Raw genomic sequence first — 12,752 nt, 5'->3', positions numbered from 1 at the left:
TTCCTTGGTTCCCTCGATGATGCGGTGTCCGTATCGTTCGCGTATTCATCAGACTTATCGACCGATGACGGCGGGTTCCTTCGACGGCGAAACGACGGCGCAAAATATTGCGTTGGTTTCAAACCACTTTGACTCCGGTGGTTTTTGTAATGGCATACTCAAGCCTGGGCGCTGCGCAGAGGCGTTGTCACTTCCAGAGGCGTGGCGGCGCAAATAATGTGCGCTTCTTCATGTGCTGTTTTCGTGCACGCTTGCATGTCTTGACGCCGCGGGTCCAGGAATCCGTTTCATATGAATTACAGTTCACCGATCAGTGGCTCCCCCACGAGATGCGATGTCGACGACGAACGCACGCGCTCGCGCGCGGCATGGCTGACGAGTGAATTCCGCGCGAGCTATGCATGGCTGAAGTCGAAACTGCAAAGGCGCGTCGGCTCGCCTGCCGATGCGGAGGATCTCGCGTCGTCGTCGTTCGCGGAACTTGCCGGTATGCAGGACCTGACAGCGGTGCGCGATGCACGCGCCTTTCTCACGGTCATCGCCCAGCGCCTCACCTATGAAATGTGGCGCCGCCGCGACCTGGAACGCGCGTATCTGGAAACGCTTGCCCATCGGGAAGAAGCCGTCACCCCGTCGGCGGAAAGCATGGCGGAAGTGACACAGGCGCTCTTGCTCGTGGATCAGGCGTTGAACGGCCTGTCACCCAACGCGAAAAGCGCTTTCGTGATGAGTCAGATCGACGGCCTCACGCACGCTGAAATCGCCGAGCGGCTCGGCGTGTCGGTGAGCATGGTGCGCAAATATATCGCGCAGGCCTTGACGCAGTGCTATCTGATGACATGAGCCGGCGGCACCCGCGTCGGCGCTCGGCTGCCGGCTGACCTTCTTCCCTGCCGTTCGTTGTCGCGAACATGCCGCTTTCACTGCGCCGTACCGGGTCGCTCCAGTTGCCGTGCGACGATGTCGATCACCCGGACGGGCGCTGTCTCGAGTTGCGAGTCGTGATCCGTCACGAGCGCCGCGAACAGGCGAAAGGCGGCCGGATCGAATCCGTAGCGGCCTTCCTCTCCCGATTCATAGGCATCGCCGGCGATACGTTCGTATTCGTCGGCCGCATGCAGGTGTCGCCCACCGTAGCCGAGCTCGCGCAGCATCGCGGCGGCCATCGCCACGCGCAGCAGGATGCGCAGCGCGGTCAGCGAGCCAGCCCCGGCGCGCAGCGCTTCGAGCTGAAGGTGATACTCCAGCGAAAGCGCATCGCGAATGGTTTTCGGTAAAGGCAGAAGTTCCGTCTTGTCCGCCCGCGACCGGACCCTCGACTGGTCGAGACGCTGCGTCCACCCTCTCATCTTCGGTTCGCCATCCGTCCGCACGCATTCGTCATGCCGTTCCGCCGACCGTCATGTCGTCCACGCGAACGGTAGGCTGCCCCACGCTCACGGGCACCGACTGGCCGGCCTTGCCGCACACGGCGCGGCCCGTGTCGAGTTCGAGGTTGTTGCCGACCATGCTGATTTTCTGAATCGTTTCCAACCCGTTGCCGGTGATCGTCGCGCCTTTCACGGGTGCGCAGAGCTTGCCGTTTTCGATCAGGAATGCTTCTGACGCCTCGAACACGAACTGCCCGCTCGTGATGTCGACCTGCCCGCCCTCGAGCCCCGCCACGTATATCCCGCGCTTCACCGACGCAATGATCTCGTCGTGCTCGCGATCGCCATTGAGCATGAACGTGTTGGTCATGCGCGGCATCGGCAACACCGCATAGCCCTCGCGGCGGCCATTGCCCGTCGGCCGCATGTTCATCAGCCGCGCGTTGAGCGAGTCCTGCATGCAGCCGCGCAACACGCCGTCCTCGATCAACACCGTGCGTTGCGTCGGACAGCCCTCGTCGTCGACATTGAGGGAGCCGCGGCGGCCTTCGAGCGTGCCGTCGTCGACGATGGTGACGTTGCGCGCCGCCACTTGCTCGCCGACGCGGCCCGCGAACACCGACGTCTTGCGCCGTATGCCGTCGGCCTCGAGACCATGGCCCACGGCTTCGTGCAACAGCACGCCGTTCCAGCCCGGCCCGACGACGACGGTCATCGTTCCCGCCGGCGCGGGCCGTGCATCGAGTTTCGTCAGCGCGGCTTCGACGCGGTCGTACACCAGCGTGCGGAGGTCGTCGTCCGACCACGAAGCGAGCTCGTAGCGGCCGCCGATCCCGCCGCTCGCGCTTTCGACCCGGTCGCCCGATTTGACCCGAACGTTGATCGCCAGTCGCAGCATGGGTCGCACGTCGCCGACGCCGAGTCCGTCGCAACGCGCGATCCACACCGTCTCGTGCGTCGCGGCGAGCATGGCGTTGACCTCGACCACGCGCCGATCCTTCGAACGCGCCAGTTCGTCGACGCGCTTGAGCAGCGCGAGTTTCCGCTCCGCGCCGATCGCGCCGAGTGAGGCGCTCGGAAGATAGATCGATCGCGCCGCCGCGGAGCCGGCTGGTTCGCCGCGAGGCGTTACGCGGGAAAGAACCTCCGGTCCCGACCGAATCTGCCGCGCGATCGTGCGCAACGCGTCCGCCCCGATTCGTTGCGAACTTGCGAACGTCGTCTCCTCGCCGTTCAGCACGCGAATGCCGAATCCCGAATCGCACTGCCAGGCGCCGCCCCGCACGGCGCCGCCTTCGAGCGACCACGATTCGGCGATCGACTCCTTCAGATAGATGTCGGCAAAGTCGCCGGACTGCCCGAGCGCGCTGTTCAGCGCGGCGAACAAATGCGTTTCGTCGATGCCGTGTTTGTCGAGCAGCCCGGCATACGCCGCGTGACGCATGTCGTCGAGCGAGGGGCCGCGGGTGTCAGTCAGGGTTTCGTGCGTGTCCAGCATGGTGTCGTACCGGTATGTGACAGGAAAGGATGGCCGCGCATCGCGCGCGTCAGCTGCCGCCGATTCTCATTTCATCGATCAGCCACGAACCCGTGCGGAAGCTTCCTCTGGTCACGGTGTCGGCCCCCACGGCGAGCAGGCCGGAAAACATCGCATTCAGATTCGACGCGATCGTGATACCGGTGACCGGAAAACGGATCTGGCCGTTCTCCACCCAGAACCCCTTCGCGGCACGCGAGAAATCGCCGGTCAGCCGATTTACGCCGCCGCCTGCCATCTCGGTGACGAACAGGCCGCGATCGAGCCTTTCCAGCATCGCGTCGATCCCGTCCGAGTTCGTGGTTTTCGCACTGAGCACTTCGAGGTTGTGCGGGCCCCAGCCGTTGCCGGTCGGCGCCATGCCGAGACGCCGGGCCGCGTACAAGCCAAGAAAATAGCCGCGCAACACGCCTGACTCGACAACCGATCGCCGAGAGACGGCAACGCCATCGGAGTCGAAGCAGCGACTCGCCATTCCCCTGGAGACGAATGGATCTTCGTATAACTGAATGTGATCGGCAAAGACTGGGGTGCCGAGACGGCGAGTCAGGTACGAGCCCGCCCGATAAAGCGCATCGCCGGATGCCGCGTTGACGAACTCGCCGAGCAGCGACATCGCGGCCATCGGCTCGAACAACACGGGGCAACGCTGCGTTTCAATCTGCGTGCCGCCCAGCAGCGCGAGCGCGCGCGTTGCGGCTTGCGTGCCGATCCGCGCGGGTGCGTCGAGATCGGCATAAGCGCGCGCGCCGTCGCTCCAGAATCCCATCTGTTTCTCGCCAGTGCCGGCCGCGATAGGCATGCACGACACGAAATGCGCGGACCACGGCACGCTGTGCCCGAACCCCTCGCTGGTCGCGAGCAGCGACAACCCCGCGGAAGTTCCGACGCTGGCGCCGTTGGTCGTCACGATGGCAGGGCTCGTGGAAAACGCGGCCTCTTCCACGCGACGGGCATCGTCGAGCATGTCATCGAGCGACAGATCGAGCGGATGATACAAGTCCAGATCGATGAAGTCCCTGGCGAGCAAGTCCGCCGGGGCCGGGCCGGCAGCAACATCGACGTCCGTGACCGACGCGATGTCGATGGCGGCCGCCACCGCACCGGCAAGGCCGTCGGGGGACAAATCGGACGAGGTCGTCGCGCCGCGTCGGCCATTGCGATAGACCGCGAGCGAGATAGATGAAGACAGTCGAAGGCTCCGTTCGGTCGGCATCCGGTTGCGCACGGTCGCCGTCCGCGATTCGACATGATCGACCTCCACACGGACGCCGTCGGCCCCTGCTCGTCGTGCCAGATCGAGCGCACATTCGGCCGCCGCCTCCAGATCGGATTTCACGTCGCGCCATTGCGTACCGCCGTCATGCATGGAAACCACTCCGAGTGTTGAATTGTCGTGTGCCCCACGCGCCTGCCCGTCTGCCGAGACGTTTTCGCGTCATGTCGACCGGGAGCACATTGGAAATAGTCTATCGGGCGCGATCGGAATTTTTTTACGAAAGAAATCGCCGTCTCGCGAATTCGTGGAATCGTTTTGCGCGCACGCCGGCGTATCCGGAATTTACGTTCGACGCGCGCTTTTTCTCAGATGACTTACGCGCAGCGCTGCGTCAGCCCGATCAAACGATCGCCGATGCTCGTGCCGACCGTTTTCATGGCCTTCGTGCCCTCACCGTAGTGAGACCGAAACCGCGCGATGAGTGAGGAATCCACCAACTCGATCCGCTCGAGGGCCTTCTCGCCTCGCGAAGCTTCTTCGCCGCGCTCCACCGCGCGCTTCGACGTTTCGTCCGCGAGTTGCATGAAGCGCCGGTCGTCGTCGGGCGTCCAGTTGCAGGCCGCGCGTAACAATTCCCAACGCGCGCCCGCAAGCCCGAATATGAAATCGGTGACGATCGCGGCATCGCCGAGCGGCTGAGCGACCAACACGAGAAGCCTTGTCGCCAACGCGTGTGCGGCGCCGGCTGCCGCAGCGTCGGCCTTCGCGAGCGCCTGCTTGATCGCGGCCAGTTCCGAGTCGAGCGGCCCTGCCGCCCGCGCCGGATCATGCTGCGCGACAAGCCGGTCGCGAATCGACAGCAACGCCGCATCGTCGCCGATCAACTCAGACATCTCGCCGCCGGACAGCAGATCCGTGACCAGCATTTGCGGCAGCCGCGAGAGATTCGCTCCCACCGGAACGGCGTCAAGCCACTGCGCGACGAACTCCGCTCCGTTCAGATGGATACTGCGATAGCTCGACAGCGATTCCACCACGGCCAGCACGTTGGCCGGAATACCCAGCGTTCTTGCGCAATCGTCCATGTCCGCGGTGTTGCAGACGAACTGAATGGCGCTGCCGATTTCGCCGTCCCATATCGCTTCGGAAGGCGCGGCTCGCTTGCGATCCAGCCACACGCGCAACGCGGCAAGGCGCTCCGTCTTGAGCTGGGCGTTGCCGCCGAATGCGTTCGGTGCAACGGCGATCGCCGCCGGCAACGCCGTCACGGAGCCGAGGTGGTTGTCGATGAAGCCGGCCAGTTGCGTGGCGGAGCGATTACCGACCACGCGGCCGAGCTCCTTGCCGCCGCGCAGCAGGATCAGCGTCGGAATACCGCGAACGCCGAATCGTTCGCGAACGCCTGCATTCTCGTCCACGTCGATCTTCACGAACGCCACGTTGCCTTCAAATTGCTCGCTCAATTTCGACAGCGTCGGCGCGAGCGCCTTGCACGGACCGCACCAGGGCGCCCAGAAGTCGACCAGTACGGGCAGCGGGTTGTTGATCACGTCGGCTTCGATGGTTTCCAGCGTCACTGCTTTCAGATTGCTCATGGATCGATCTTGTCCTGTTTCGTTTGTTGGCGCGCCGCACAGTGTTCAAATGCACGGCGTCGGTTGGGATCGTGGCGCTCAGCACAGTTGCGTTCCGACGTATGCGCGGCTGCCGGCGTTTGAATCCTTCGCTTCGTCGGCCGCGTCCTGTCGTGCTTCCGGTGCCGCCGGTGCGGGAAAATCGAGCGTCGTGTCGTGAAACGCCAGCAGTTCCTTGCGATGCGCGACGCTGACGACCGTGGCCTGAGGCAAACGCTCGATTAGCAAACCGTAAAGTTCCTTCTCGCTCTGGCTATCGAGTGCGGACGTGCATTCGTCGAGGAACACCGTGGAAGGTTTGGCGAGCAGCACGCGCGCAAATGCCACGCGCTGTTGCTCGCCGCCGGACAGCCGTGTGCTCCAGCGGTCCTCGACATGGAGCAAGGGCGCATAGGCCGACAATCCGCATGCGTGCAGCAGTGCCTCGCATTCGCTGTCGGGGTACGCCGAAGCGTCGCGCGGATAGGTCACGGCCGCCTTCAGCGAGCCCGGCGGGATATAGCTGCGTTGCGGCAAGAAGAACGTGCCGGCTGCCGGACGCACGATCGTGCCTTCGCCGTAGGGCCATAGGCCGGCCAGCGCGCGCAGCAACGTGCTTTTCCCGCATCCCGAGCGACCTCGCACGAGGCACCGCCGGCCGGCCAGGAGCACGAAGTCGGGCACGCGCGACAGTGTGTCGCCGGACGCGTCGCGCAAGACGAGCCCGCTCGCAGCGACCGCTCCGGTGCGGCTTTCGTGAAGCGCGATGTCCTGCCGCGGCTCATGCTCGCTCACATGCAGGAATTCGCGCAAACGGTTGGCCTCTGCACGCCACGACGTAAAACCCGGATAGGCTTGCCAAAAAAATGCCAGCGACCCCGTGACGGAATTAAATGCGCTGTTCGCTTTCATCAGCCCGCCGAGCGTCAGCCCGCCCGACATCAGCTGCGGCAGCATCAGCAAGGTCGGAACGATCGGAATGACCGAACTGAACTGGCCGACGATACTGGTGAAGAACGAGAGGCGCGTATTCACCCACAGCGTCGCGTAGAGATTCGATACCACGAAGCGAAACGATGCCTGCAGACGCCCCTGCTCGGACGTTTGCCCCCGAAAAAACGCGATCTGTTCCGCGAATTCACGCACGCCCACCATGAGCACGCGAAAATCGCCCTCGAGACGATGCTGTCTCGCCGTCAGCGTGATGAGCCTGCGGCCCAGATAGTGCGTCGCCGCGAAAATGACGCCGGTGTAGGCAAATGAGGCGAACACCAGATAACCGTGCAATACGTACGACGATCCGCCGACATGTATCTGCAACGGGCCGCCCATGCGCCACAGCACGACGCTGAACGATACGATGCTGACCGGTACTGAAAGAAGCCCGAGACCCAGCAGCAGCGTGTCGTTGACGAACAGCTTCACGTCTTCCGCGATACGCTGATCGACGTTCTCGAGTTCCCGGTCGCGTTCGATCCGGTAATAGTTGTTGCGTGCGAGCCATTTTTCGGCGAGCCACGTCGTGAGCCACCGGCGCCAGCGAATCTGCACGATTTGCTGCAGCACCGCTCCGGTAATATGCACGACCGCGCCGGCCATCGCCACGAGCAGGAAACGCACGAGCAGCTCCGGCAGCACCTTGAATCGGGAAGCGCCGATCGCATCGTAGAACATGCCGGTCCAGTTGTTGTTCCACAGCATCACGTACGTCGTGGCCCAACTCGACCCGATCACGAGCATCAGCAACATCAGCGAGAAAACGCCTTCGCGCGTACGCCAGTACGGCAGCAGCAGGCGCCACACCGGCGGAAAGCGGCGGCGCGCTTGAGCGTCTTCCGCGCGGTCAACGGGGAAAGCGCCGTTCACCGTCATTGGTGCGCCTCGGGCGGTTGCATCACGAAGTTGATCTTGTTGAGACCACCGCCCTGGAGCGCCGCCAGAATGGTCGCGACCTTGCCGTACTCGACGTGCTGATCCGCGTTGATGTTGACCGCGGGCGGCTCGCCCTGCGCCGCGGCCTCGGCCACGCGTGCCTTCAATGCATCCGCGTCGACCGGCTGCTTGTTCCACAGCACCGTCTTGTCGGCGGTGATCGACAGATCGATGTCCTGCGTTTTCGACACGGCCGGCTGCGCGGCCGCCTGCGGAAGATCGACCTTCACCGCCTTGTTGATGACGGGCAGCGTCACGATGAAGATGATCAGCAACACCAGCATGACGTCGATCAGCGGCGTCATGTTGATGTCGTTCATGACGCCTTCGTCGCCGCCGCCATCGGTAATCATTGACATGGCGGGCTCCTTCAGGCGGCCAGGTTGGGCGTGGCGCGCTTGGCCGCGACCGGTGCGCCGACCGGCCGGCTGGCATCGGCACGGGCCTTCGCGCCGGTGACGAAATACACGTGCAACTCGTGCGCGAAGCGGTTCAGCCGATGGCTCACGCGCTTGTTGCCGCGGTTCACGTAGTTGAAGCCGAGCACCGCCGGAATCGCGACGAACAGCCCGATCGCCGTCATCACGAGCGACTCGCCCACCGGGCCGGCAACGTGATCGAGGCTGGCCTGCCCCGACATACCGATCGCCATGAGTGCGTGATAGATACCCCAGACAGTACCGAACAGCCCCACGAACGGCGCGGTGCTGCCGATCGAGCCCAGCACGGCCAGGCCGTTCTGCAGGCGCGCGACTTCGTCGTCGAATGCGTTGCGCAGCCCGCGCGCCACCCATTCGCTCGCGCTCAGGCTGCCTTGCATCGATGGTTCGTTGCCCGCATGCTGTTCATTCGCTTCGCGCCCGGCAAGCACCAGCGCACGATAAGGATTGTCGCCGCGCTCGCCCAGCGCCGCGATGCCGTCGCTGATCGACGCACTGGACCAGAAACCCGTTTGCGCGCGCTTGCCGAGCGATTCGAGGCGCCGATTGGAAAATCCTTTCGTCAGTATCACGAACCATGAGACGACGGACATGCCGATCAGGAAAACGAAGATGAAGCGGGTGACGAAGTCGCCCTGTTGCCAGACGTTGGCGATGCCATACTGTTCCATGTGTTGCTCCGATTGGTGCGGGTTCAGTCGTTCAGGTTGAATGCGATGGGTTGGGTAGCTTCGACCGAGCGCGCGATGCCCGCGGTCTCGTACGGATGACAGCGGCCGGCACGGATCGCCGCGACGGCGGCCGCGTCGAGCAGCGGCGAACCGCTGCTCTGCGCCACGCGCGCGGACGTCACCGCGCCGTCGGTACCGATACTCAGATGCACGACTACGGTGCCTTCCTGTTGCAGCCGTCGCGCTTTCGCCGGGTAGTCGGGTCGCGGCATCTGGCATCCCAACTGCTTCAACTCGCCCGCGCTGATTTGCTTCGGTGCGTCCAGCAGGTTCGGCCCCGGCGCGGGTTGCGCGACAGGTTGGGCCGGCGCCGCTTCAGGTGCGGGACGCGGCGCGGGCACCGGCGCGACCGGCCGCGTTTCGGCGGGTTTCGGCGCGTCCTGCGGCGCCGCTTCCACCGTGCGCGGGCTCGGCGCGTGCGACGCCAGCACGTGCACCTTTTCCGGCTTCGCCGGCGCCACGGGTTTCGGCGGCTCGGTGCGCGGCTTCGGCGGCGCAGGCGGGGTTGGCGCGGGCCGCGGCGCCGGCGCGGCAACCAGTTGCACCTGCACCGTGCCGCCTGCGGGACGTCCCGCCTCGAGCCTGAGCGTCACCGCACTCTGGTGGACTGCAACGTACAGCCCCAGCGCATGCGCGAGCAGCACCCCTGCGGCACACGCGATGCGGCGTGTGCGCGCATAGGGTGCCTGGGACGTGTTCTCGCGCACGGCGACGTCATCCCAGGGGCGGCCGGGCAAGGAATCAGAAGTCATAGGTTCCGGTCAGCATGACCGTCCGCTCCGGACCCATCGGAATCATGGCGGCCGACGTGCTGCTGTAGTAGAGCTTGCGGTTGAACACGTTCTTGATCGAAAGATTCAAGCCGTACCCCTTCTTCCGATAGAACAGGCCGAGATCCGTCTCCACCTGGCTGGGGATGCGATACGCCGAGCCCGAGCCGATGTACTGCCCGCTCGCGAAGAACAGCCCCGCGCCGACCCCGAAACCCTGGAGCTTTTCGGTCTGGAAGTTGTAGGTCGTCCACAGGCTGGCGCTGTTCTTGGGCAGGTTTACCGCGATCTTGGCAGCGGAGGGCTGCACGAAGTCGTTGTACGTGTACGTGCCGACCACGTTGACGCCGGGCAGCGGCTGGCCGTTGATCTCCGCTTCGAATCCCCGGCTGACGGCGCCGCCGACGGGAATAGAGAAACCGCGATGGAGCGGATCGTTGATGTTGTAGTTGCTGAACGAGGTGCGGTAGGCCGAGGTCGTGATGGCCAGCTTGTCGTCCAGGAGATTGAACTTCATGCCCACTTCGACTTGCTGGCTGATTTGCGGGGGGAGCACACCGCCACCGAATTGAAGCGCCGTGCCCGGCTGGAAGCCGCGGTTGTAGCTGGCGTAGACGGCAACCTCGGACGTCAGTTCGTAGAGCAGGCCGAGGCTCGGGCTATAGGCGTTCTGATGGCTTCCCGCTGGGGGGTTACCGGCGTAGGTCGCATGTGTCAGATAGGTATCCCGGCGCACGGACGCAAGCGCATGGAAATTCTTGTAGGAAAACTGATCTTGTAGATATAAACCGGTTTGAGTGAAGTAGGTAGTGTTATTCGGCATCACGTTTCCGGTGTCGGGAGACGGAAGCGTAAATGAGCCGAAGACATTCGGAATGGAAATGAATTTCGATGTCGTGGTGTCAGACTGATGCTGGCTGTAGCGCAGAACGTCCCAGCCCGCAATCACCGTATTTTTCGCAGCGCCGATATTGAACTTGGCTCGCAGGTAATTCTGGAAGCTCCAACTGTAGAAATCCGAGACCGAATCGAAGTTGTGGAACAACGTGCCGTTGGTCGCCGAGAGCGGCGTCGCCGTTGTCCAGGCTTGCTGCGTTTGTTGGGTTCGCGTATAGGAACCCTTGCTCACGAAGGTCAGCGCCGTGCCGAGCTTTTGTTCGAGGTGAATGAAAATATTGTCCGTTTGCGCGCCGAAATGGTCGGACGACGTACCCAGCGGCCTGTCGATATAGTTTCGATAGATATCGCCCTTGGCATAGCCGACGGTGAACGGGGGAACCGGCTCGCGATTGACCGTGCGCTCATAGCCCACCGTCAGATCCGTGGTCGAATCCTTCCATTCCAGGGTCGGGGCAAAGTAGAAATTTCTCTCGCCGTCATATCCCATCGAATTCTGGCCGACCCGTTCACCCGAGATGATGAAGCGATACCGAAGCTTCTTGTCGGCGGTGATGGCGCCCGTGCTGTCCAGCGCGATCTGCTCGCTGCCGTAGGAGCCGTAGCCCACCTGGATTTCGTGAAACGGTTCGGCCTGCGGCGTTTTCTTGACGAGATTGATGACGCCTCCCGGCGGACTGTTGCCATTCACGATGGCCGAGGGCCCCTTGACCACTTCCACGCTCGAGATGGCGATCGTCGGCGTGACGTTGGGCGCCGAGCCCACCGTGGCGAGCCCGTCTGAGGTCAGGTTGGATGCCGAGAACCCGCGAATCGTGTAACTCGGCACACCAAGCGGCCCCGGCCGCGTGACGACACCAGAAGCATTCCTCAGCACATCGGAGAGCGACTGAGCGGCCTGGCTCTGGATCACCGCCGCGTTGATGACGCTGACCGATTTCGGCGTCTGGCTCAGCGGCACGTCCGAGCGCGCATAGGTGGACGACGATTCCGCGACGAAGCCGGTGCCGCCGGAGTCCCGGCTGGCTGCCACGCTGATGAGCGGAAGCGTGGTATCGACAGGCCCCACGGCGGCCGCTGCCGCTGCCGCCGACGCCGCGACGGGCGCGGCCGCAGCGGGCTTCGCCACCGCCTTCTGAATGGTCAGACCACCGCTGCCCGTCGCGACGAGATCGAGGCCGGTGCCTCGAAGCGCTTGTCGAATCGCGGCCTCGGCGGTGTAGCTACCCTCGACGGGCGACGATTTCAACGATTGCACGAGGCCCGCGTCGTAGCTCAACCTCACGTTGGCCGCCTGCGCGATTTCGACCAGCGTACGGTCCAGCGGACCGCTCGCGAGATGCCATGACTGCTGGGCAGCCTGTTGTGCATGCGCCGACGCCGCGATGAAAACCTGTGCAACGGCGACCGCGATGGCAACCCCTGATGCCTGGCTCGAGATCGCCCGGCGTGTTCTGATGTTGAGCTTCACGTTTGAACCACTCCCTTGTCGAATGTATTGGCTCTTCGTCCGTTCTGTCAGTATTCCTACGCGTAATCGCGTCATCATCGTGTCGCAAAGTACCGTCATGCTTCAAATCGGGCTTCGGTCAGCCTCTGCCCGAACGCGTCATCGATGAAACAAGTCTATCGTCCGGGCCTGGAATGTTTTTTTGAAACAATTCGCTTGCGCCGCCCGTTTTGGAATTCCATTCCGCGGTTTCCGCCGCGCCGGTGAAATTCCGTCCTTCTCCGTGCCTGTCGATAAATTGCTCCGCCCGCGCGGTCACAGCATGTAATCGAGCGGTAATACGGTGGTCTGCTTAATGGTCTCCATCGCGAAGCTCGAACTGACGTCGAAGATGTCGACCGCCCCAATCAAACGCCGGTATACGCTGTCGTACGCGTCGATATGCGGCACCACGACCTTGAGCATGTAGTCGATGTGCCCGCTCATGCGATGGACTTCCACCACCTCGGGAATCGTCGCCACCACGTCGCAGAAACGCCGCAACCACGCGGCGGTATGTTCCGCGGTCTTGATTTCCACCAGCACGGTCACGCCCACGTTGAGCTTCTTCGCGTCCAGAAGCGCCACGCGACGCGCGATCACCCCGTCCTGCTCGAGCTTCTGAATGCGTCGCCAGCAGGGCGTGGTCGAAAGGTTCACGCGGTCGGCGATTTCGGCCACCGAGAGCGTGCTGTCCTGCTGCAGCACGGACAATATGGACTTGTCGATAGCGTCGAACACACTTCCTCCACTC

The 12,752-nt window shown here is 63.6% G+C and carries 12 protein-coding genes; 2 read left to right on the top strand and 10 right to left on the bottom strand.

Annotated features, from left to right (window positions below; all coding sequences use genetic code 11):
- On the top strand, positions 1 to 217 hold a 217-nt coding region (locus tag JMF90_RS40010; protein ID WP_236597954.1), incomplete at its 5' end, for a hypothetical protein.
- Positions 218 to 291: 74 nt separating this feature from the next.
- Positions 292 to 843 (top strand): sigma-70 family RNA polymerase sigma factor, encoded by a 552-nt coding sequence (locus tag JMF90_RS06775; RefSeq protein ID WP_077179759.1) that lies wholly within the window; start codon positions 292 to 294, stop codon positions 841 to 843.
- A 77-nt stretch (positions 844 to 920) separates the two neighbouring features.
- Here JMF90_RS06775 and JMF90_RS06770 read toward each other — a convergent pair whose 3' ends face one another.
- The 10 genes from JMF90_RS06770 to JMF90_RS06725 all read right to left on the bottom strand — a co-directional run bounded on the left by JMF90_RS06770 (position 921) and on the right by JMF90_RS06725 (position 12,739).
- On the bottom strand, positions 921 to 1,349 hold the full coding sequence (locus tag JMF90_RS06770; RefSeq protein ID WP_077179830.1) for a Fis family transcriptional regulator: 429 nt from the start codon (positions 1,347 to 1,349) through the stop codon (positions 921 to 923).
- 31 nt (positions 1,350 to 1,380) lie between these two features.
- A complete protein-coding gene (gene tldD / locus JMF90_RS06765; protein ID WP_077179758.1) occupies positions 1,381 to 2,868 on the bottom strand; it encodes a metalloprotease TldD in 1,488 nt (495 codons plus the stop codon).
- A 49-nt stretch (positions 2,869 to 2,917) separates the two neighbouring features.
- Entirely contained in the window at positions 2,918 to 4,276 is a 1,359-nt protein-coding gene (locus tag JMF90_RS06760; protein ID WP_077179757.1) for a metallopeptidase TldD-related protein, read from the bottom strand.
- Positions 4,277 to 4,500: 224 nt separating this feature from the next.
- Positions 4,501 to 5,721, bottom strand: coding sequence for a thioredoxin (trxA, locus tag JMF90_RS06755; protein WP_201317298.1), 1,221 nt, complete (start codon positions 5,719 to 5,721; stop codon positions 4,501 to 4,503).
- Positions 5,722 to 5,799: 78 nt separating this feature from the next.
- Positions 5,800 to 7,611 (bottom strand): ABC transporter ATP-binding protein/permease, encoded by a 1,812-nt coding sequence (locus JMF90_RS06750; RefSeq protein ID WP_201317305.1) that lies wholly within the window; start codon positions 7,609 to 7,611, stop codon positions 5,800 to 5,802.
- On the bottom strand, positions 7,608 to 8,030 hold the full coding sequence (locus JMF90_RS06745; protein ID WP_074807266.1) for a biopolymer transporter ExbD: 423 nt from the start codon (positions 8,028 to 8,030) through the stop codon (positions 7,608 to 7,610). The genes JMF90_RS06750 and JMF90_RS06745 overlap by 4 nt, the downstream gene beginning before the upstream one ends.
- An 11-nt stretch (positions 8,031 to 8,041) precedes the next feature.
- Positions 8,042 to 8,782, bottom strand: a complete 741-nt coding sequence (locus JMF90_RS06740) for a MotA/TolQ/ExbB proton channel family protein (protein ID WP_077179754.1) — start codon at positions 8,780 to 8,782, stop codon at positions 8,042 to 8,044.
- Between the two features lie 23 nt (positions 8,783 to 8,805).
- Positions 8,806 to 9,594: an energy transducer TonB gene (locus tag JMF90_RS06735; RefSeq protein WP_077179753.1), complete on the bottom strand. Its 789-nt coding sequence runs from the start codon at positions 9,592 to 9,594 to the stop codon at positions 8,806 to 8,808.
- Positions 9,584 to 11,980 carry a TonB-dependent receptor gene (locus JMF90_RS06730; RefSeq protein WP_077179752.1) on the bottom strand — a complete coding sequence of 799 codons (2,397 nt, stop codon included), beginning with the start codon at positions 11,978 to 11,980 and terminating at the stop codon, positions 9,584 to 9,586. Before JMF90_RS06730 ends, JMF90_RS06735 begins: the two co-directional genes overlap by 11 nt.
- Before the next feature lie 294 nt (positions 11,981 to 12,274).
- Positions 12,275 to 12,739: an Lrp/AsnC family transcriptional regulator gene (locus JMF90_RS06725; protein ID WP_012336653.1), complete on the bottom strand. Its 465-nt coding sequence runs from the start codon at positions 12,737 to 12,739 to the stop codon at positions 12,275 to 12,277.
- Positions 12,740 to 12,752 lie beyond the last annotated feature (13 nt).

Origin of the sequence: Burkholderia sp. E168m23, from assembly GCF_016586125.1 — a bacterium.
Taxonomy (GTDB): domain Bacteria; phylum Pseudomonadota; class Gammaproteobacteria; order Burkholderiales; family Burkholderiaceae; genus Burkholderia; species Burkholderia orbicola.
This window is presented reverse-complemented; position numbering and strand designations above follow the sequence as displayed.